At 69.1% G+C, this 21,065-nt stretch carries 18 protein-coding genes; 8 read left to right on the forward strand and 10 right to left on the reverse strand.

Annotated elements, in window-relative coordinates; genetic code table 11:
• Positions 1-91: 91 nt before the first annotated feature.
• Positions 92-1,558 carry a CCA tRNA nucleotidyltransferase gene (locus NX794_RS10800; protein WP_258778121.1) on the reverse strand — a complete coding sequence of 489 codons (1,467 nt, stop codon included), beginning with the start codon at positions 1,556-1,558 and terminating at the stop codon, positions 92-94.
• Positions 1,559-1,811: 253 nt separating this feature from the next.
• Between NX794_RS10800 and NX794_RS10805 the strand changes: the two genes are divergently transcribed.
• The 7 genes from NX794_RS10805 (at position 1,812) to trxA (ending at position 11,604) form a co-directional block, all read left to right on the forward strand.
• Entirely contained in the window at positions 1,812-4,187 is a 2,376-nt protein-coding gene (locus NX794_RS10805; protein ID WP_258778122.1) for a DUF6049 family protein, read from the forward strand.
• 45 nt (positions 4,188-4,232) lie between these two features.
• Positions 4,233-6,593, forward strand: coding sequence for a murein biosynthesis integral membrane protein MurJ (gene murJ / locus NX794_RS10810; RefSeq protein ID WP_258778123.1), 2,361 nt, complete (start codon positions 4,233-4,235; stop codon positions 6,591-6,593).
• 118 nt (positions 6,594-6,711) lie between these two features.
• Positions 6,712-8,433 (forward strand): protein kinase family protein, encoded by a 1,722-nt coding sequence (locus NX794_RS10815; protein WP_258778124.1) that lies wholly within the window; start codon positions 6,712-6,714, stop codon positions 8,431-8,433.
• A gap of 26 nt (positions 8,434-8,459) precedes the next feature.
• The gene (gene sigM, locus NX794_RS10820; protein WP_258778126.1) at positions 8,460-9,185 is read left to right on the forward strand and encodes an RNA polymerase sigma factor SigM; all 726 of its coding nucleotides are present in this window, start codon (positions 8,460-8,462) and stop codon (positions 9,183-9,185) included.
• Positions 9,182-10,069 carry an anti-sigma factor family protein gene (locus NX794_RS10825; RefSeq protein WP_258778127.1) on the forward strand — a complete coding sequence of 296 codons (888 nt, stop codon included), beginning with the start codon at positions 9,182-9,184 and terminating at the stop codon, positions 10,067-10,069. The genes sigM and NX794_RS10825 overlap by 4 nt, the downstream gene beginning before the upstream one ends.
• A 183-nt stretch (positions 10,070-10,252) precedes the next feature.
• On the forward strand, positions 10,253-11,224 hold the full coding sequence (gene trxB / locus NX794_RS10830) for a thioredoxin-disulfide reductase (protein ID WP_258778128.1): 972 nt from the start codon (positions 10,253-10,255) through the stop codon (positions 11,222-11,224).
• A gap of 47 nt (positions 11,225-11,271) precedes the next feature.
• Positions 11,272-11,604, forward strand: a complete 333-nt coding sequence (trxA, locus tag NX794_RS10835; protein ID WP_258778129.1) for a thioredoxin — start codon at positions 11,272-11,274, stop codon at positions 11,602-11,604.
• A gap of 94 nt (positions 11,605-11,698) precedes the next feature.
• On the opposite strand, the gene NX794_RS10840 is transcribed toward trxA, so the two are convergent.
• The 9 genes from NX794_RS10840 to rpmH all read right to left on the reverse strand — a co-directional run bounded on the left by NX794_RS10840 (position 11,699) and on the right by rpmH (position 18,672).
• On the reverse strand, positions 11,699-12,316 hold the full coding sequence (locus tag NX794_RS10840; RefSeq protein WP_258778130.1) for a GNAT family N-acetyltransferase: 618 nt from the start codon (positions 12,314-12,316) through the stop codon (positions 11,699-11,701).
• Positions 12,317-12,638: 322 nt separating this feature from the next.
• Positions 12,639-13,736 carry a ParB/RepB/Spo0J family partition protein gene (locus NX794_RS10845; RefSeq protein WP_258778131.1) on the reverse strand — a complete coding sequence of 366 codons (1,098 nt, stop codon included), beginning with the start codon at positions 13,734-13,736 and terminating at the stop codon, positions 12,639-12,641.
• The gene (locus NX794_RS10850) at positions 13,733-14,806 is read right to left on the reverse strand and encodes a ParA family protein (protein WP_309505980.1); all 1,074 of its coding nucleotides are present in this window, start codon (positions 14,804-14,806) and stop codon (positions 13,733-13,735) included. The genes NX794_RS10845 and NX794_RS10850 overlap by 4 nt, the downstream gene beginning before the upstream one ends.
• A gap of 306 nt (positions 14,807-15,112) precedes the next feature.
• Positions 15,113-15,829 carry a 16S rRNA (guanine(527)-N(7))-methyltransferase RsmG gene (gene rsmG, locus NX794_RS10855; RefSeq protein WP_258778135.1) on the reverse strand — a complete coding sequence of 239 codons (717 nt, stop codon included), beginning with the start codon at positions 15,827-15,829 and terminating at the stop codon, positions 15,113-15,115.
• A 117-nt stretch (positions 15,830-15,946) separates the two neighbouring features.
• Entirely contained in the window at positions 15,947-16,459 is a 513-nt protein-coding gene (locus tag NX794_RS10860) for a Jag family protein (RefSeq protein WP_258778136.1), read from the reverse strand.
• 15 nt (positions 16,460-16,474) lie between these two features.
• Entirely contained in the window at positions 16,475-17,767 is a 1,293-nt protein-coding gene (yidC, locus tag NX794_RS10865; RefSeq protein ID WP_258778137.1) for a membrane protein insertase YidC, read from the reverse strand.
• A gap of 3 nt (positions 17,768-17,770) precedes the next feature.
• A complete protein-coding gene (gene yidD, locus NX794_RS10870) occupies positions 17,771-18,145 on the reverse strand; it encodes a membrane protein insertion efficiency factor YidD (protein WP_258778138.1) in 375 nt (124 codons plus the stop codon).
• Positions 18,142-18,513, reverse strand: coding sequence for a ribonuclease P protein component (gene rnpA / locus NX794_RS10875; RefSeq protein WP_258778139.1), 372 nt, complete (start codon positions 18,511-18,513; stop codon positions 18,142-18,144). The genes yidD and rnpA overlap by 4 nt, the downstream gene beginning before the upstream one ends.
• Before the next feature lie 21 nt (positions 18,514-18,534).
• Positions 18,535-18,672, reverse strand: a complete 138-nt coding sequence (gene rpmH / locus NX794_RS10880) for a 50S ribosomal protein L34 (protein ID WP_003956500.1) — start codon at positions 18,670-18,672, stop codon at positions 18,535-18,537.
• A 374-nt stretch (positions 18,673-19,046) separates the two neighbouring features.
• Between rpmH and dnaA the strand changes: the two genes are divergently transcribed.
• Complete coding sequence (gene dnaA, locus NX794_RS10885; protein WP_258778140.1) at positions 19,047-21,041, forward strand: chromosomal replication initiator protein DnaA; 1,995 nt, start codon at positions 19,047-19,049, stop codon at positions 21,039-21,041.
• Positions 21,042-21,065 lie beyond the last annotated feature (24 nt).

The following is a 21,065-nucleotide window of genomic DNA, read 5'->3' on the forward strand; positions in this document are numbered from 1 at the left end:
GTAGGGAGGGCTGATGTTTCACGTGAAACATCAGCCCTCCGCATCGTCCATCCCAGGCGGGTGTTTCACGTGAAACAACGCCCGGCCCCGATCACTCCTGCTCGGCCCGCCACTCCTTGAGGGCCGCAACCGCCGCGTCGTGCGCCATGGGGCCGTTCTCCAGGCGCAGCTCCAGCATGTGCTTGTACGCCTGGCCGACCATCGGGCCCGGTCCGACGCCGAGAATCTGCATGATCTGGTTGCCATCGAGGTCCGGGCGGATGGAGTCCAGCTCCTCCTGCTCCTGGAGCTGGGCGATCCGCTGTTCCAGACCGTCGTAGGCCCGGGACAGCGCTGTCGCCTTCCGCTTGTTGCGCGTGGTGCAGTCGGAACGGGTCAGCTTGTGCAGCCGCTCCAGCAGCGGCCCCGCGTCACGGACGTACCGCCGGACCGCCGAGTCCGTCCATTCGCCGGTGCCGTAACCGTGGAAGCGCAGGTGGAGCTCAACGAGCCGGGAGACGTCCTTCACCAGCTCGTTGGAGTACTTCAGGGCAGTCATGCGCCTCTTGGTCATCTTGGCGCCGACCACCTCGTGGTGGTGGAAGGAGACCCGGCCGTCCTTCTCGAAGCGGCGCGTGCGGGGCTTTCCGATGTCGTGCAGCAGGGCCGCGAGGCGGAGCGTGAGATCCGGCCCCTCCGTCTCCAGCGCTATGGCCTGCTCCAGGACGATCAGCGAGTGCTCGTAGACGTCCTTGTGCCGATGGTGCTCGTCACTCTCCAGGCGCAGTGCCGGCAGCTCGGGCAGGACGTGACCGGCGAGACCGGTGTCCACGAACAGGGACAGCCCCTCGCGCGGGTGCGCGGAGAGGATCAGCTTGTTCAGCTCATCCCGGACCCGCTCGGCGGAGACGATCTCAAGCCGTCCGGCCATCTCCGTCATGGCGGTGACGACCTCGGGCGCGACCTCGAAATCCAGCTGAGCGGCGAACCGGGCCGCCCGCATCATCCGCAGGGGATCGTCCGAGAACGACTCCTCGGGGGTACCCGGCGTACGCAGCACCCGAGCAGCGAGGTCGTCCAGGCCGCCGTGCGGGTCGATGAACTCCTTCTCGGGCAGCGCCACGGCCATCGCGTTGACCGTGAAATCGCGGCGGACGAGATCCTCCTCGATCGACTCGCCGTACGACACCTCCGGCTTGCGGGAGGTGCGGTCGTAGGCCTCCGAACGGTACGTAGTGATCTCGATCTGGAAGTTCAGGTCGGTGTCACCGACACGGGCACCCTTGTGCGCACCGACGGTTCCGAAGGCGATCCCCACTTCCCATACGGCATCCGCCCATGGCCGCACGATCTTCAGTACGTCCTCGGGACGGGCGTCCGTGGTGAAGTCCAGGTCGTTGCCCAACCGGCCGAGCAGCGCGTCACGGACCGACCCGCCGACCAGGGCAAGGGAGAAACCCGCCTGCTGGAATCGGCGGGCGAGATCGTCGGCGACCGGGGCCACCCGCAGCAGCTCGGTGACCGCGCGCTGCTGCGCCTGGCTGAGGGCGGAGGGAGTGTCTTCGTTGGCGTTCGGCACAACAGAAGAGGGTACGTGCCCCGCGCGACCTCGGGCGCCCCCATTAAGCGCCGAGGGCAGTTCCTCGCATAGCTGGTCAAGCGCCGCTCTTATCTCTTACGCATACCGTTCCCTCGATACTGGATATAGAGGACGGGTTCATCGCCGTGCTTGATCTTGTGAAGGAGACCGCGGCACTTCCCCTCAGCGTGCATCGTTACCATGCGTGGACGCACATTCCGACGACCACTGACGACGAGGGACGGGCGAGCGCGTGGCCGAGGCGGCTGACTTCCAGGGGACCAGTGCCTCACCTGCCCGCCGGTGGCTGCGGCGCACCGGTACGCTGCTCGCGGGTGTCCCACTGCTGGCCGGACTGCTCCAGCTGCCCGCCGCGAGTCCGGCCCAGGCCGCCTCCTCGGACGCGGTGTCCGTCTCCCTGGACTCGCTGACCCCGAACGCCCCCAGCGACGGGGACACGCTGACTGTCTCCGGCACGGTGACCAACCACGGCAAGCAGACGGTCACCGGCGCCCACGTGGGCCTGCGGGTGGGGCCGCTGCTCAACACCCGCTCGGCCATCGACGGCATCGCCGAGCACCCCGACTCCCTCCAGGGCGGAGGCAGCGTCGCCGAGGTGGGCGACAAGTACCAGGAGAAGTTCGCGAAGCTGACCCCGGGTGTCGCCGAGCACTTCAGCATCTCGGTCCCGGTGGACAAGCTCGACCTGGGTGAGGACGGCGTCTACGAGTTCGGGGTCGCCGTGTCCGGTCGTACCTCCACCCAGTCCTGGGACCAGTTGCTCGGCATCCAGCGGACCTTCCTGCCCTGGCAGCCCTCCGAGGCCGACAGCAAGACCAGGACGTCGTTCCTGTGGCCGCTGATCTCCAAGGTGCACATGACGGCCCGGACAGGTGCCGGCGAGCTGCAGACGCCGGTCTTCCTGGACGACGACCTGGCGAAGGAGCTGGCGCCGGGCGGTCGACTGGGGCAGATGGTGCAGTTGGGCAAGGACCTCGACATCACCTGGGTGATCGACCCGGACCTGCTGGCCTCGGTGGACGCGATGGCGGCGGGCACCTACCAGTTCCAAGGTGAGGGGGACACCACCACGCCCGGCTCCAAGGAGAGCCAGGCGATCGCCAAGCAGTGGCTGGCGGACCTCCAGAAGGCCGTGACGGGCAAGGAGGTCGTCGCACTGCCCTTCGGCGACCCCGACCTGGCCTCTCTCGCGCACAAGGGCACCAGTGTCACCGGCTCCCTCAGCCACCTGAAGGACGCCACCGACGTCGCCGCCACCACCGTGAAGACAGTGCTGCACGTCACACCGAACACCGACTTCGCCTGGCCGGTGGACGGGGCCGTGGATCCGTCGATCATGAAGGTCGCCACCTCGGCGGGTGCCGATCGCGTGATCGCGAGCAGTGACAGCCTCCAGGAGACCGCCGGACTGTCCTACACGCCCTCCGCCGCCCGACCGGTCGGCGGAGGCACCACCGCGGTCGTCTCCGACGCCCGGCTCTCCGACGCCTTCGACGGCGACCTCACCGAAGCCGGCTCCGCCACGCTGGCCGTCCAGCGCTTCCTGGCCCAGAGCCTTGAGGTGAACGCCCAGACGGACAAGGAGCGCAGCATCGTCGTCGCTCCGCCGCGTATCCCCACCACGAGCCAGGTGCAGGCCATGGCGACGGCCCTGAAGACGCTGCAGGACAGCACCTGGAGCCAGTCGCAGGACCTCACCGCGGCCGCCAAGGACAAGCCCGACGCCAGCGCCACCACGCGCGTTCCGTCGACATCCGCCTATCCCTCCTCGCTGCGCCGCCAGGAACTGCCGAGGTCGGCCTTCGAGCAGATCGCGCGTACCCAGGACAAGCTCGACAACTTCCAGGTGATCCTCGCCCGCCAGTCCCGCGTGGTCACCCCGTTCGGGCGGGCCATAAACCGTGAGATGTCCACGTCGTGGCGCGGCCGGACCACGCAGGCGGACAGTTACCGCAGCGGCGTGGAGGCCTGGCTCGACGACCTCACCGAACAGGTGAAGCTGATCGACAAGTCGGAGACCAAGCTCTCCGGCCGCAGCGCCACCATCCCGGTGACCGTCCAGAACAACCTGGTCCAGCCCGTCGGACATCTGGTGCTGCGCCTGACCTCAACCATGCCGACCCGGCTGAAGATCGGCGGCAAGGCCTACTGGGAACAGCCCGTGGAGGTCTCCGGCGGCCACAGCCAGTCGGTGAAGTTCACCACCTCCGCCAACGCCAATGGCCGGGTCACGGTGATCGCCCAGTTGTTCACCGAGGACGGCCGGGAGTACGGGAAACCGGTCAGCTTCGACGTGAAGGTCACCGAGGTCACGCCCACCGTGATGCTGGTCATCGGCGGCGGCGTACTCCTCCTGGTGCTGGCCGGCTTCCGGATGTACACCCACCGCAAGCGCGCGGCCGCCCGCCGGACCGACGAGGACGGCCCCGGCACGGCCGGCGAGGACACCGAGGAACCCGGGAACCCCGGGGCGCCCGGGGAACGTCTCCCGCAGGAGCCCGGCTCCGCCGCCGGGGCAGATGACCCGGAGCAGCCGAGTGACCCTGCGCCGGACACCGCACCGGAAAGCACCGACCCGTCCGGGACGGGTGAGAGAGTGGACCGTTGAGCGATGTCGTGGCCGGTTGGCCCGGGACGATGAGGTGGGGTAAGCATGAACGCGCCGTACGACGGTGAACGCGGCCAGGGCGCGGCCGGCTCGGGCTACCCCGAGACGCCGCCCGAGCCCGGCCAGGTGCCGCCGCAGCAACCAGCGGACATGTACCTCCAGGACGCCTACGAGCAGGACCCCTACCGGGCGCACGACCTGACCGCCCAGGACCCGGTCGCCGAGGCGCTGTACGACCGTGCCGCGCACCCGCCGCCCCCGGGCACCCACGGCCCGCAGCAGCCGCTGTACGGGCAGCCCGCGCAGTCGCCGTACGCCCCGGACGCGCGTGTGTGGGCGCAGACCCCGGCACCGGAGCCGGACGGTGCGAACCCCTACCTGCCCTACGGCGACGACCCGCGCACCACGCAGTTCGTGGGAGTGGACGACCTGGTGACGCACTCCGGCGAGGAGTACCACGAGCCGGACGCCTTCGCGCATCTCTTCAAGGACCAGCAGCACAGCGGCGGGCACGCGCCCATGGACCCCCGGGGCGTCCCGGGACCGGCCGCCGCACCGGGCTACGGCCAGGCGGGCATGGGGGGGCAGTACCCGTCGGCGTACGGCCAGAGCCCTCAGCAGGGGCAGCAGTACGCCGAGGCGGCCTATCCGGCTGCCGGGCAAGCGGCCGGACACCCGGCCCAGCCACCGGTGCCCGCACCGGCCGTGGCCCCCGACCCGGCCGGTACCGTCGGCTTGGTCGAGCCCGAGGCGCCGGTCGCCCCGGCGAAGAAGGGCGGCAAGGCCGGCGGGCTGCTGAAGTCCAGCGCCGTGATGGCGGCCGGCACGATGGTCTCCCGGCTCACCGGGTTCATCCGTTCGGCACTGATCGCGGCGGCGCTCGGCCTCGGCTTCCTCGCCGACTCCTTCCAGGTGGCCTACCAGCTACCGACGATGATCTACATCCTCACCGTGGGCGGAGGTCTCAACTCCGTCTTCGTGCCTCAGCTGGTCCGCTCCATGAAGGAGGACGAGGACGGTGGCGAGGCGTTCGCCAACCGTCTGCTGACCCTCGTCATGGTGGCGCTGGCCGCACTCACCGGCCTAGCGATGTTCGCGGCGCCGTACCTGGTGCGGATGCTGTCCAACCCCGTCGCCACCAACCCGGCGGCGAACGAGGTCGCGGTCACCTTCACTCGCTACTTCCTGCCCTCGATCTTCTTCATGGGCGTGCATGTGGTCATGGGCCAGATCCTGAACGCCCGGGGCAAGTTCGGCGCGATGATGTGGACCCCGGTGCTGAACAACATCGTCATCATCGTGTCGCTGGGCATGTTCATCTGGGTCTACGGCACCTCGGCCAACTCCCACATGGACGTCACCACCATCCCGGCTGCGGGCCAGCGGTTGCTCGGTGTCGGTGTCCTGCTCGGCCTGGTGGTCCAGGCACTGGCGATGATCCCCTACCTGCGCGAGACCGGTTTCCGCATCCGGCTGCGCTTCGACTGGAGGGGCCACGGCCTGGGCAAGGCGGCGATGCTCGCCAAGTGGACCGTCCTGTTCGTCCTCGCCAACCAGGCCGGGGCCATGGTCGTCACCCAGCTGTCCACGGCCGCGGGCAAGGACTCGGGCGTCAAGGGCACCGGTTTCGCGGCCTACGCCAACGCCCAGCTGATCTGGGGCCTGCCGCAGGCCATCATCACGGTATCGCTGATGGCCGCCCTGCTGCCGCGCATCTCGCGCTCCGCGGCCGAGAACGACACCGGTGCCGTCCGTGACGACATCTCCCAGGGCCTGCGGACCACGGCCGTGGCCATCGTTCCGATCGCCTTCGGCTTCGTGGCACTCGGCATCCCGATGTGCACGCTGATCTTCGGTTCGGCCGGGACCGGATCGGCCACCAACATGGGGTACATGCTGATGGCCTTCGCTCTCGGCCTGATCCCGTACTCCGTGCAGTACGTGGTCCTGCGCGCCTTCTACGCTTATGAAGACACCCGCACGCCCTTCTACAACACCGTCATCGTGGCCGCGGTCAACGCCGGTGCCTCTGCGCTCTGCTACTTCCTGCTGCCGGCCCGCTGGGCGGTCGCCGGCATGGCCGCCGCCTACGGCGTCGCCTATGCCATCGGCGTCGGCGTCGCCTGGAAGAGGCTCCGCAAGCGTCTCGGCGGCGACCTCGACGGGACGCGCGTCCTGCGCACCTATGCCCGGCTGGGAATCGCCTCGGTGCCGGCGGCGCTGCTGAGCGGTGCGGCCTGCTACGGCATCGGGCACACTCTCGGCCAGGGCGTGATCGGCTCCTTCGCCGCGCTGCTCGTCGGCGGTGCCGTCCTGCTCGGTGTCTTCTTCGTCGCCGCCCGCCGGATGCGCATCGACGAACTCAACTCGCTCGTCGGCATGGTCCGCGGGCGTCTGGGGCGCTGAGCCGGGGGTAGGCGCACAACCATCGTCCGCCGCCGTGTGTCGTGCATAGCGACGGACTGTGGGCACAATTGGTTTCGGCGTCGGACAGCGTGCAACGGATGGGGAGGCAGGGACGACGGTGGCGGAACGCAGCACGGCTGCCGTCGACGTGGCAGACAACAGCGGTGAGCAACCGCTGACCGCCAAGGCGGACCAGTCCACGGCCGACGGGGTGGCCAAGAACCCGGAGCGGGACACGGACAGCGGGGAGACACAGGGGAGCGGCGCGATCGAGGGTCCCGGACAGAAGGCCGCCGCGCCCGAACTCCACAGCGGTCACAAACTCGCCAGACGCTACCGGCTGGAGGAGTGCGTCACCCGTCTGGACGGATTCAGCAGTTGGCGTGCGGTGGACGAGAAACTCCGTCGCGCCGTCGGCGTTCACATCCTGCCCGCCCACCATGCGCGCGCCCGTTCCGTTCTCGCCGCCGCCCGGTCCTCCGCGCTGCTCGGCGACCCCCGCTTCGTCCAGGTCTTGGACGCCGTCGAGGAGAACGACCTCGTCTACGTGGTCCACGAGTGGCTGCCCGACGCCACCGAGCTGACCACGCTGCTCGCGGCCGGCCCGCTGGAGCCGCACGACGCGTATCAGATGGTCTCTCAGGTCGCCGCCGCCATGGCCGCCGCCCATCGTGAGGGCCTCGCCCATCTGCGGCTGAACCCCAACGCCGTCCTGCGTACGTCCACCGGCCAGTGGCGCATCCGTGGTCTCGCCGTGAACGCCGCGCTGCGTGGCGTCAGCTCCGACAGCCCGCAGCGCGCCGACACCGAGGCGATCGGCGCTCTCCTGTACGCGGCGCTGACCCAGCGCTGGCCCTACGAGAACGACGCGTACGGGCTGTCCGGCCTGCCCAAGGACATCGGACTCATCGCGCCGGACCAGGTGCGGGCGGGCGTCCACCGAGGGCTGTCCGAACTGGCCATGCGCGCCCTCGTCAACGACGGGGCCACCGCGTCCCGTCACGAGGCCGCGTGCACCACACCCGAGGAGCTGGTGAAGGCGATCGGGGAGATGCCGCGCATCCGCCCGCCGGAGCCCGCGTTCACGGCACCACCGGAGTACCAGCGCACGACCTACCAGCAGGGCAGTTACGGCCGCCCGGCAGCACACCCCGGAGGCACGCAGCCGATCGCGCCCCCGCCGCCGCCTCTCCAGAGCCGCACCGGCAAGGCCTTGAAGTGGGCTGTGTCGGCACTCCTCATCGCGGCCCTGGGCTTGGGCAGCTGGCAGTTGGCGGACGCGCTGATGGACCGGGGTGACAAGCCCGACGACACCAAGAAGAGCCAGACGACGGACGACGGCGACAAGAACGACACGAAGCCGGCACCGACGCCGATAAAGATCCAGGACAGCCGCGAGTTCGTCGCCAAGGGCGACGCACAGCACCCCGGCGACGCGAGCAAGACCTACGACGGGGACACCTCCACCTATTGGCGGACGAAGACCTTCAACGCCGGACCTACGATCGCGCCCTACAAGCCGGGCGTCGGAATCCTCTACGATCTCGGCTCGTCCAAGCACCTCAGCGCTGCCACCGTCGCGATGCGGTATGGCGGTGACCACACGACCGTCGAGTTGTATGCGACTGACTCACTGACGCCGGCATCACTGGATTCGATGGACCGGATCGGCCAGACCACGACGACGTCCACCACCGCCACGGTGAAGGTCGGCAAGCAGGTGAAGACGCGGTACGTCCTCGTCTGGCTCACGGCCGTCCCGAACTCGGGATACGACTCCGAGATGTACGCGGGTGCCGGCTACAAGCAGGCCATCGGCGAAGTGAAGTTCACGGGCTGACGTCTCACCCGGACCGGAGGGGACAGATGGCGGAGGATGCCGCATATGACCGGGCGAGCGACAAGGAACTCCTCGCCCGCCATGTGAAAGGCGATCCCGGTGCCTTCGGTGAGATCGTGCGGCGGCACAGGGACCGGCTCTGGGCCGTCGCCCTGCGGACGCTGGGGGACCGTGAGGAAGCCGCTGACGCGGTCCAGGACGCCCTGGTATCCGCCTACCGGGCCGCTCACACCTTCCGAGGCCAGTCCGCCGTCACGACGTGGCTGCACCGCATCACGGTGAACGCCTGCCTGGACCGTGCCCGCAAGGTGGCGTCACGGAAGACCTCACCGGTCGACGACACCGAGCGGCTGGAGCAACTCCTGGAACCGCACGAGTCGGCCTCGGCACCGGCCGAGCGCCATGACGTCCAGCGCCAGCTCGTCGAAGCTCTCGGTACCCTGCCGCACGACCAGCGGGCCGCCCTGGTGCTCGTGGACATGCAGGGATACCCCGTGGCCGAGGCCGCCCGGATTCTCGATGTGCCCACCGGCACGGTGAAGAGCCGCTGCGCCCGCGGCCGGGCGCGGCTGCTTCCGCTGCTCGGTCATCTGCGGCCCGACGGCGCCGGGGGCGGGAAGGAATCCGTGCCGGGACGGAACCGGGCGACGGGGACATCCGTCCCACCGGCGACGGAGTCTCCGGGCGAGGACCCCGCGGACTCGGGACCGAGTGATTCAGCCGTGGTGAAGGGCGGAGGTGGGCGAGCGTGAACTCCACGACCGATGCATCCGGGCATCCGGACGTCGAGGAGATCTCCGATCTCACCGAAGGTCTGCTTCCGCCAGGCCGCAGCACGGAGATACAGCGCCATGTGGAGACGTGCGCGGTGTGTGCGGACACCCGTGCCTCGCTGGAGGAGATCCGGGAGCTGCTCGGCTCGGCATCGGCCGCAGAGCCGATGCCGGACGCTGTGGCCACCCGGATCGATGCCGCCCTCGCCGCGGAAGCCCTTCTCGGCAGAGCGGGGGATGACACCGCGGACCATGTTTCACGTGAAACATCGGCCGCAACTGATCACCCTGCCGGTCGGCCTCCGGCCGCCACCGGGCCGGGACGCGGGAAAAACGGGCGGATCAAACGGCGGCGGGTGGTCCTCGGCACCGTGCTCACTGCAGCCGTCCTGGGGGCGGGGTCCCTGGCCCTCCTCCAGTCCTTCGGTGACCACACGTCCGACACCACCGCGCACGGCAAACCGACGCCTTCCGCCAGGCCCTTCTCCGGCAACAGCGTCCAGAGTCAGGTGAAGAATCTCCTCGGCACCAAGGAGAGCCCACGTAGCGGCACGGGCAGCGCGCGCCCCCGCGGAGAGGTCGGGACCGAGCAGGCCAGCCCGGGTGGCACGGAGCGCCCGCGTACCCTCGTCCAGCCCGAAGCGGCGGTACCCGACTGCGTCCGGCAGGCACTCCGCCAAGGCGACACCGTTCTGGGCGCCAAGACAGGAACGTACGACGGGAAGACCGCCTATCTGGTCGTGGTGCCCGACGCCCGGGACATCTCGCTTGTCACGGCCTACGTCGTCGACGCGGCCTGTATGGGCCGTCAACCGGCCTCGGCCGGCGAGGTCCTTCTGACGGAGACCTTCCCCCGTCCCTGAGCGGCCGTGAGCGTACCGGACCTGCCGGCGTTTCCTGGTGGGCGACGCCCCGCGTCTGCGGGGTGCGCGTGTGCCCTGGCACGCCGGGAATGCGCGCCCCGTAGGATCCGTTGGGCTGGGTGAGAGTTCCGAAAGGGGCTCCCGCCGGTCGACTGACAGAGACCAGAGACGAGGAATCAAGCCGTGAGCGACGTCCGTAACGTGATCATCATCGGCTCCGGGCCCGCCGGCTACACGGCCGCGCTGTACACCGCGCGCGCGTCGCTGAAGCCGCTGGTGTTCGAGGGCGCCGTCACAGCGGGTGGCGCACTGATGAACACCACCGAAGTGGAGAACTTCCCGGGCTTTCGCGACGGCATCATGGGTCCCGACCTCATGGACAACATGCGCGCGCAGGCCGAGCGCTTCGGTGCCGAACTGATCCCGGACGACATCGTCTCGGTCGACCTGACCGGAGAGATCAAGACCGTCACCGACACCGCCGGCACCGTCCACCAGGCGAAGGCCGTCATCGTCACCACCGGCTCCCAGCACCGCAAGCTGGGGCTGCCGAACGAGGACGCGCTCTCGGGCCGCGGCGTCTCCTGGTGTGCCACCTGTGACGGCTTCTTCTTCAAGGACCAGGACATCGCCGTGATCGGCGGCGGTGACACCGCGATGGAGGAGGCCACCTTCCTCTCGCGGTTCGCCAAGTCCGTGACCATCGTCCACCGCCGGGACACGCTGCGTGCCTCCAAGGCCATGCAGGAGCGCGCCTTCGGCGACCCGAAGATCAAGTTCGTGTGGGACAGCGAGGTCGCCGAGGTCCAGGGCGAGCAGAAGCTCTCCGGCCTGAAGCTGCGCAACGTCAAGACCGGCGAGCTGTCCGAGCTGCCCGTCACCGGCCTGTTCATCGCGATCGGCCACGACCCCCGCACGGAGCTGTTCAAGGGCCAGCTGGACCTGGACGAAGAGGGCTACCTGAAGGTCGCCTCCCCGTCCACCCGCACCAATGTGACCGGTGTCTTCGCCGCCGGTGACGTGGTCGACCACACCTACCGCCAGGCGATCACCGCGGCCGGTACCGGGTGCTCCGCCGCTCTCGACGCCGAGCGCTTCCTCGCCGCCCTGGCGGACGAGGACAAGGCGGAGCCCGAGAAGAGCGCCGCCGTCTGATCTGTTCCTCCCCCGCCCCATCGCACGACCGAGACAAGGAGCCCTCCGTGGCCGGCAACCTCAAGACCGTTACCGACGACACCTTCGATAAGGATGTCCTCAAGAGCGACAAGCCCGTCCTGGTGGACTTCTGGGCCGCATGGTGCGGCCCCTGCCGTCAGATCGCCCCCTCGCTGGAGGCGATCGCGGCCGAGCACGGCGACAAGATCGAGATCGTCAAGCTCAACATCGACGAGAACCCCGGCACGGCTGCCAAGTACGGCGTCATGTCCATCCCGACCCTGAACGTGTACCAGGGCGGTGAGGTCGCCAAGACCATCGTCGGTGCCAAGCCGAAGGCCGCACTCCTGCGCGACCTCGAAGAGTTCATCACCAAGTGACGTTTCACGTGAAACACGAATGGGCCAACCCCCGCGGGTTGGCCCATTCGCTTATGCCCTCCGGCCGACGCGAAGCCCGTGACCGTACCGGCATCTAGAGCGGCCGCAGCGCGGGTTCTTTCTGCACTGCGCCCAGTAGCCGGTCCCATGCCATCTCCATGTCTTCCTTCCAGGAGAGTGTCGACCGCAGGTCCAGGCGCAGCCGCGGGTGCGCCGGATGCTGCCGCACCGTCTTGAAGCCCACGGCGAGGAGATGGTCAGCGGGCAGAAGGCAGGCGGGTTCCTTCCAGCGGGCGTCCCCGAAGGCTTCGATCGCCTTGAAGTTCCGGCGCAGCAGATCCTTGGCCACCGCCTGCACGAGCACCCGGCCCAGTCCCTGGCCCTGGTAGCCGGGCATCACGAAGGCTGTCATCAGCTGGACGGCGTCCGAGGAGACCGGGCTGGTGGGGAAGGCCGTCGAACGCGGGACGTAGGCCGGCGGAGCGTAGAGCACGTATCCCACCGGCACGTCGTCGACATACGCCACACGACCGCACGAGCCCCAGTCCAGTAGCACGGCGGAAATCCACGACTCCTTCTCCAGGGCCGATCTGCCGGCTCTTACCGCCGCTTCGCCGCTGACGGGGTCCAGTTCCCAGTAGACACACGAGCGACAGCGCTGGGGAAGGTCCTCAAGGTTGTCCAGCGTGAGCGGCACGAGCCGACGCCCCATGAAGGCTGTTCCTCACTTCCTTCACCCGCCGCGTCGCGAGCGGCTGTCAGAGCGCTTCGCTCCCTGAGCAGGCTGCCGACGAATCCGCCGACCACCCCGAGGCTCAGACCCGCGCTCACCAGTCCCGTGCGGCTGATCAATCGCATGGCCCCCGTCTCCCCACTCAGAGATGCAGCTGCTGTCCGGTGGATGCGCCATACCGTTCGCATCGTATCCACGATGCGAGGCACTCGACACCGCCTCAAGGCAAAGAGCGGGCCCTGTCCGGTGGGTACCGGACAGGGCCCGCTCTCCTTGTACGGCAGGGCGGCATCGCCCCAGATCAGGCGTCGTCCTCGGCCTCGTCGTCCCGCAGGGACCGCTGGAGGGCCAGCTTCTCGCCGGGGGCGAAGGTGCTGAGGATCCGCTCAAGGTCGTCCGGCGAGGCGAACTCGACGGTGATCTTGCCCTTCTTCTGCCCCAGCTCGACCTTCACCCGTGTCTCGAAACGGTCCGAGAGCCGCGTGGCCAGCTCGCTCAGCGCCGGGGAGGGCACCGAACCGGCACGCGGGCCCTTGGCACGGGAGGCACGCTGGGGGCGTGAGCCCATCAGGGTCACGATCTCTTCCACCGACCGGACCGACAGACCTTCCGCCACGATGCGATGCGCCAGCCGGTCCTGCTCCTCCGAGTCCTCGACGGAGAGCAGTGCCCGGGCATGGCCGGCCGACAGCACCCCGGCGGCCACCCGCTTCTGCACGGTCGGCGAAAGCTTCAGCAGCCGCAGGGTATTGGAGACCTGCGGACGGGAGCGCCCGATCCGGTCGGCCAACTGGTCGTGCGTGCAGTTGAAGTCCTTCAGCAGCTGATCGTAGGCAGCGGCCTCCTCGATGGGGTTCAGCTGTGCGCGGTGCAGGTTCTCCAGCAGCGCGTCGAGGAGAAGCTTCTCGTCGTCCGTGGCACGGACGATGGCCGGGATGGCCTCCAGTCCGGCCTCGCGACAGGCCCGCCAGCGCCGCTCGCCCATGATCAGCTCATAGCGGCCGGTACCCAGCTGCCGGACGACCACGGGCTGCAGCAGGCCGACCTCCTGGATGGAGGTCACCAGTTCGTGCAGGGCGTCCTCGTCGAAAACCTCACGCGGCTGGCGTGGGTTCGGCGTGATGGCGTCCAACGGGATCTCGGCGAAGTGGGCACCCATCGGAGGCGCGGGCGTCTCCGCTGCCGGGGGCGCCGGGGACTCTTCGGTTTCACGTGGAACAGGCGGCAGCGTGGCCACCTTGGCCGCGGCAACGCCGCGATCGGTTGTCAGCACCGGCACGGACGAGGGGGAGGCGGACGCGCCGCCACCCATCGCGGCCGAGGCCGGTGTCTTCTCCGTCGGGGCAGCGGGGATCAATGCGCCGAGTCCCCGGCCCAGCCCCCTCCGTCGCTCACTCACTGGATCCCCTCCACCATGCTCGGGTCGTTCTGGGCGCCAATGTGGGCCTGGCTCGCGTCGTAACTGATGCCGACGCCTCTCAGCGCGATTTCACGGGCGGCCTCAAGGTAGGAGAGGGCACCGCTCGATCCAGGATCGTAGGTCAGCACCGTCTGTCCGTAGCTCGGGGCCTCGGAGATACGGACCGAGCGGGGGATGCTGGTCCGCAGCACCTCGTCGCCGAAGTGGGTGCGCACCTCCTCTGCCACCTGCGAGGCAAGACGCGTCCGGCCGTCGTACATCGTGAGCAGGATGGTCGACACGTGCAGGGTGGGGTTGAGGTGACCGCGCACCAGGTCGACGTTGCGCAGCAGCTGCCCCAGGCCTTCCAGTGCGTAGTACTCGCACTGGATCGGGATGAGAACCTCCTGGCCGGCGACCAGTGCGTTGACGGTCAGCAGGCCCAGCGAGGGCGGGCAGTCGATGAGAATGTAGTCCAGTGGCTGCTCGTACGCCTGGATCGCACGCTGCAGCCGGCTCTCCCGGGCCACGAGCGACACCAGCTCGATCTCCGCACCGGCGAGATCGATGGTGGCAGGGGCACAGAACAGGCCCTCGACGTCCGGGACGGGCTGGACGACCTCGGACAGATGCCTGCTCTCCACCAACACGTCGTAGATGGACGGCACTTCGGCGTGGTGGTCGATGCCCAGCGCTGTGGACGCGTTGCCCTGCGGGTCGAGGTCGATCACCAGGACACGGCCACCGTGCAGAGCCAGCGAAGCGGCAAGATTGACGGTGGTCGTCGTCTTGCCCACGCCGCCCTTCTGGTTGGCGACCACGATGACACGGGTCTGCTCCGGTCGCGGCAGGCCTTCGCCGGCGCGACCGAGAGCATCTACTGCCAGTTGGGCCGCACGGCCGATGGGAGTGTCGTCCATCGGGGGCGGTGTTTCACGTGAAACATCCGCTCCCGTCGACTCGGTACGGGGACCGGGGACCGGATCGGTCATCGGTCCCGCGATGTTGGCGTCGGACCGCAAGGATTCACTCTCCTCGACTTCAGGCTCGCAATGAACAGAGCCTCCCATGCCTTCGGGGTCGTGAACCAGTGAGGCCTGGTCTTCTGTGGAGAAATCCACCTCTGTGGACAACTCCGTACCCCCTGAGAGGGAGGGAGCGTCCCTGGCAGCGAGGCTGGGGCCGGGGCCCTCTCCGAGTGAGCCAAGAGGCTTCCGGTCGCGAGGTTCGGCCGCAGCGCGGCCGCGACCGATGATGCCGTGCAGCAGTGAGCGACGTTTCACGTGAAACACGATGCACAGCGCCCGCGACCGATTCCTCGCGACACTCCGTCCCGCAGGGGTACGGCAGCTTGTGTGGAGTACTCAGCGGAGTATTCAGCGACGCCGACGTGCGCGGCCCGCGCGTGCTGCCTTCGCCCGCTTGGCAGCGAAGCGCACACCGCCGGGGCTCTCCCCGACCTCGACCCGGACCACCGTGGACAGCGGGTCCACGACGCCCTCACCCACCTGAAGGATGCTCGTCTCCACCGCACCGAGCTTGCTGAGGGCGGTGGCCGAGGCCTTCAGCTCCTCCTCGGCGGTGTCGCCCTTGAGCGCGAGCATCTCGCCGTAGGGGCGCAGCAGCGGGATGCCCCAGGTCGCCAGCCGGTCCAGCGGGGCCACGGCTCGGGCGGTCACCACGTGGACGGGCTGCAGCTTGCCCAGGACCTCCTCGGCACGACCGCGCACCACGGTGACGTGATCCAGGCCCAGCAGCTCGACGACCTCTGTGAGGAAGGTGGTACGCCGCAGCAGGGGCTCCAGCAGGGTGATGTTCAGATCCTCGCGGACCAGGGCCAGGGGGATGCCGGGCAGGCCCGCACCGGAGCCCACGTCGCAGACCGTCACTCCCTCGGGCACCGCTTCGGAGAGCACCGCGCAATTGAGCAGATGCCGTTCCCACAGGCGGGGTACCTCACGCGGGCCGATCAGTCCGCGTTGGACACCTGCCTCGGCGAGCAGTTCCGCGTAGCGGACCGCATCGGTGAAGCGCTCACCGAACACTTCCCGGGCCTGTTCGGGCGCGGGGGGAAGCTCCGCTGCCTCCGTCACGGGGACCGTCCTTCCGTACAGCGCCGGCGCTTCGCGCACCGGTCACCAGAACTACCAGGCTGACAAAGTTCGGCCCCGCCTGCTCAACAGACGGGGCCGGTGGAACCAGGGTGCCGATCAGGCAGGCAGCACGACGACGAAGCGCTGCGGCTCCTCGCCCTCGGACTCACTGCGCAACCCGGCGGCCTTGATCGCGTCGTGCACGACCTTGCGCTCGAAGGGGGTCATCGGCTTGAGCTTGACGGGCTCACCGCTGCTCTTCACCTCGGCGGCGGCCTCGGCGCCCAGCTCGGACAGCTCGGACCGCTTCTGGGCCCGGTAGCCCGCGACGTCCAGCATGAGCCGGCTGCGGTCACCGGTCTCCCGGTGCACCGCCAGACGCGTCAGCTCCTGGAGCGCCTCCAACACCTCGCCGTCCCGGCCGACCAGCTTCTGCAGGTCTCGGCCGCCGGTGTCGCTGATGATCGACACGGAGGCGCGGTCGGCTTCGACGTCCATGTCGATATCGCCGTCGAGGTCGGCGATGTCGAGCAGACCCTCCAGATAGTCCGCCGCGATCTCGCCTTCCTGCTCCAGGCGGGTAAGGGTGTCTGCACCCTCGGCAGCGGCGGAGGTGGTGCCTTCCGTCACGGGATGGGCTCCTTCTTACTTCTTGGACGGGGACTTGGGCCGCTGCGGGCCGCCCTTGCGCTGACCGGACTGGGCCTTGCTGCGGGCACCGGAGCCGGGCTTCTGGGGCTGCTTGGCAGTGGCGGGCTTGGCGTCCTGCGGCTCGTCGGGCTTCTCCAGCGAGAGGGAGTCGTCCGCCGGCCTGGTCCCGCCGGCCGGGGTGGTCCCGCCGGACTGGCGCTGGGACTTGGACTGGCGCTTGGGCTGCTGGCGCCGGACCGCGGTGGCGGTGGCCGTCGTACCGGTCGCCCCGGCATCGCTCTGGTCGGCGGCCTGGATGGTGCTCCGGACCACGGTGCCGTCGGGCTGCGCGGCGAGACCGGCCTTGTTCAGGGCGTTGATGAACTTGCGCTCGGGCTCGTTGCGGTCGCGGCCCTTGGTGACGATCGCCTTGACGATGGCCTTCTCGCCCCGGCGACGGACCTTGCCGTGGTGCGTGACGTGCTTCGTCAGACGCTCCAGGTAGGCGGCCTGGGCCTTGGAACCCGGGGTCGGGTTGTTGTGGATCACGTACATCTGCTGGCCCATGGTCCACACGTTGGTGGTCAGCCAGTAGACGAGGACACCGACGGGGAAGTTGATGCCGAAGAAGGCGAACATCAGCGGGAAGACGTACATGAGCATCTTCTGCTGCTGCATGAACGGGGTCTTCACCGTGGTGTCGACGTTCTTCGTCATCAACTGGCGCTGCGTGTAGAACTGCGACGCCGACATCAGGACGATCATGATCACGGTCACGACGCGCACATCGGTGACCGAGGCACCGAGCGCGCTGATCGTGTCGGCGCCGTCACGGAACTTCGCGGCGAGCGGGGCGCCGAAGATGTGGGCCTGACGGGCGCTGGCCAGCAGCTGGTCGTCGATGACGCCGATCTTCTTGCCCGAGGCGATGCCGTTGAGCACGTGGTACAGGGCGAAGAAGAACGGGGACTGCGCCAGGATGGGAAGGCACGAGGAGAGCGGGTTGGTGCCCGACTCCTTGTACAGCTTCATCATCTCTTCGGACTGGCGCTGCTTGTCGTTCTTGTAGCGCTCCTGGATCTTCTTCATCTCGGGTTGCAGCGTCTGCATGGCCCGGGTCGCCTTGATCTGCTTCACGAAGAGCGGGATCAGGCAGATACGGATCAGGATCACCAGGGACACGATGGCCAGGCCCCAGGCCCACCCGGTGTTGGGGCCGAAGATCGCGCCGTACACCGAGTGGAACTGGACGATGACCCATGAGACGGGTGTGGTGATGAAGCTGAAGAGGCTGGCAATCGTGTCCACTAATCATGCTCCTTGGGCATGGGACGAGGTCTCTGCGGCCGGGCTCGGAGGAAGCTCACGAGACGAGCTCGCGGGCTTCTCTCCGGTGGCCGGTTCGGCGGCGGAGGGCCCGCCCGTGCGTGCGCGCCAAGCGTTGCGCAGCATTTCGTGCCACCGCGGGCGCTTGCGCGGCGGGACATGGTCCACACCGCCGAGCGACCACGGATTGCACCGGAGGATGCGCCAGGCGGTGAGTGCCGTTCCCTTGATCGCACCGTGCCGGTCGATGGCCGTGTAGCCGTAGTGGGAGCACGACGGGTAGTACTTGCACACCGGCCCCAGCAGCGGACTGATCGTCCACTGGTACAGCTTGATCAGGGCCAGTAGTGGGTACTTCATCGCGCGCCCCCTCCCAGCAGCCGCTCCAGGGCGGCATCCAGGTCTCGGGCCAGCTGTGCGTGGTCTGCGTCGCCCGCTCCGGGCAGCGCTCGTACGACTACCAGGCTACCGGGGGGGAACAGGACGACTCGGTCACGCATCAGATGGCGCAGTCTGCGCTTCACTGTGTTGCGCACGACCGCTCCACCGACGGCCTTGCTCACGACGAAACCCGCACGCGTCGGAGGAGCGCTCTCCCCAGGCGCGTGCGGGTCCGTGGCACCGCTACGAAGGTGGACGACGAGGGTCGGGCGGCCTGCCCGGCGACCTCGTCGCACCGCGGTCGCGAAGTCCTCGCGCCGCCTCAGCCGGTTCTCGGTAGGCAGCACGACGTCATGACCTGATCGGGATCAGGCGGACAGGCGGGCGCGACCCTTGCTACGGCGGGACGCGAGAATCGCGCGGCCGGCACGGGTGCGCATACGCAACCGGAAGCCGTGGGTCTTGGCGCGACGACGGTTGTTCGGCTGGAAGGTGCGCTTGCTCACTCGGGGGCTCCAGAAAGAATCGGTAGTGGCGGGGTGCCGTCCTGGCTGTCACCGTGCGCCCACGAGTAGCTCGCTTCACGCCCGAGTGCACCGCTTCCCGATCACCCGAAGTGACCCGTGCCCATCGGAGGCAGGCGGCAGCAGCCATCGACAACTCGACCTGGTTACGGTACGCGGGGCTACGCCATCCGGTCAAACCGAGGGTCGCCGGGAGACACTGTCCACAGGCTGGGGACAACAACTTGAACCGTACCGGCCGCGCTGACTACCGTGGCTGGACTCCGATTCGTTCCTTTATCCCCAGCCGACCTGATTTTCATCCCGACCTGTCCGCGAACCACACGTTCGTGGGACCCCGTGAGAGAGCGTGCCCTGTGGCTGACGTACCTGCCGATCTTGCCGCAGTGTGGCCGCGAGTACTGGAGCAGCTCCTCGGCGAGGGCCGTGGGCAGGGTGTCGAGACAAAGGACGAGCACTGGATCCGGCGCTGTCAGCCGCTGGCGCTGGTCGCGGACACGGCCCTGCTGGCCGTACCGAACGAATTCGCGAAGGGCGTACTGGAGGGCCGTCTCGCCCCGGTCGTCAGCGAGACCCTGAGCCGCGAGTGCGGCCGCCCCATCCGCATCGCGATCACCGTGGACGACTCGGCGGGCGAGGCGCCGGCCCCCGCGCCCCCGGCACAGCACGCGGGCACGCCGCGCTACGAGGAGCCGGAGCTGCCGTCCGGGCCGTACGAGGGATACGGCCGGCACCGCGCCGGCGATCAAGCGCCCGGCGGGGAGGGCCCCGCGCGGGCCGACCAGCTGCCCACCGTCCGCCCCGCATATCCGTCCGAGTACCAGCGCCCCGAGCCGGGCGCCTGGCCGCGCCCCGGTCAGGACGACTACGGCTGGCAGCAGCCGCGGCTCGGCTTCCCCGAGCGCGACCCCTACGCCTCGCCCTCGTCCCAGGACTCCTACGGCTCCGGCCCGGACTCCTACGGCTCGCGCCCCCAGAACTACCGGCCGCAGGGCATGGACCGCCCCGGCACGGACCGGCCGGGCAGGGACCGCCCGCCGTACGAGCAGCAGCGCGGTGAGTACGACGGCCCGCGCGGTGACTATCCGCCCGGGCGCCCGGAGTACGAGCCCGCGCGCGGGGAGTACGACAAGGGGCGCTCCGAGTACGGCCCCGGCCGTACCGCCGAGTACGACCAGCGCGATCCCGTCCGCCGTGAGCCGCCCGAGCAGCCGGCGAGCGGCGGTGCCGGACACCGCGGGGGCCCGGGCCGTCCGGACGCCTCCCCGGCCGGTTCGCCCGCCGGGCAGTCCGGGCCGGCGAGCGGGCCCGGTGAGCCGACGGCGCGGCTGAACCCGAAGTACCTCTTCGACACGTTCGTCATCGGCGCCTCCAACCGGTTCGCGCACGCGGCCGCCGTCGCCGTCGCCGAGGCGCCCGCGAAGGCGTACAACCCCCTCTTCATCTACGGCGAGTCGGGGCTCGGCAAGACCCATCTGCTGCACGCCATCGGGCACTACGCGCGCAGCCTCTACCCGGGTACGCGCGTGCGATACGTCAGCTCGGAGGAGTTCACCAACGAGTTCATCAACTCCATCCGCGACGGCAAGGGCGACAGCTTCCGCAAGCGCTACCGCGAGATGGACATCCTGCTCGTGGACGACATCCAGTTCCTCGCGGACAAGGAGTCGACGCAGGAGGAGTTCTTCCACACCTTCAACACGCTCCACAACGCGAACAAGCAGATCGTGCTCTCCAGCGACCGGCCGCCCAAGCAGCTGGTCACGCTGGAGGACCGGCTGCGCAACCGGTTCGAGTGGGGCCTGATCACGGACGTCCAGCCGCCCGAGCTGGAGACGCGCATCGCGATCCTGCGCAAGAAGGCGGTGCAGGAGCAGCTCAACGCCCCGCCGGAGGTACTGGAGTTCATCGCCTCCCGGATCTCGCGGAACATCCGTGAGCTGGAGGGCGCGCTGATCCGCGTGACGGCGTTCGCCTCCCTCAACCGGCAGCCGGTGGACCTGGGCCTCACCGAGATCGTCCTGAAGGACCTGATCCCGGGCGGCGAGGACTCGGCACCGGAGATCACGGCGCCGGCCATCATGGCGTCCACCGCGGACTACTTCGGGCTGACGGTGGAGGACCTGTGCGGTACCTCGCGCGGGCGCGCGCTGGTCACCGCCCGGCAGATCGCCATGTACCTGTGCCGTGAGCTGACGGACCTGTCGCTGCCGAAGATCGGCGCCCAGTTCGGCGGCCGGGACCACACGACCGTCATGCACGCCGACCGCAAGATCCGCGCGCTGATGGCCGAGCGGCGCTCGATCTACAACCAGGTGACCGAGCTGACGAACCGCATCAAGAACGGCTGAGGCCGACCGTACGACCGCGCCGAG

The sequence above is a fragment of the Streptomyces pyxinicus genome, from assembly GCF_024753135.1.
In the GTDB taxonomy this organism is placed as follows: Bacteria; Actinomycetota; Actinomycetes; order Streptomycetales; family Streptomycetaceae; genus Streptomyces; species Streptomyces pyxinicus.

What these genes read in the sequence shown, in the direction of transcription:
- NX794_RS10850 (WP_309505980.1), bottom strand. Translation starts at nt 14,806, where the DNA reads ATGGGAGGCTCTGTTCATTGCGAGCCTGAAGTCGAGGAGAGTGAATCC.
- NX794_RS10840 (WP_258778130.1), bottom strand. Translation starts at nt 12,316, where the DNA reads ATGGGGCGTCGGCTCGTGCCGCTCACGCTGGACAACCTTGAGGACCTT.
- murJ (WP_258778123.1), top strand. Translation starts at nt 4,233, where the DNA reads ATGAACGCGCCGTACGACGGTGAACGCGGCCAGGGCGCGGCCGGCTCG.
- sigM (WP_258778126.1), top strand. Translation starts at nt 8,460, where the DNA reads ATGGCGGAGGATGCCGCATATGACCGGGCGAGCGACAAGGAACTCCTC.
- yidD (WP_258778138.1), bottom strand. Translation starts at nt 18,145, where the DNA reads ATGAAGTACCCACTACTGGCCCTGATCAAGCTGTACCAGTGGACGATC.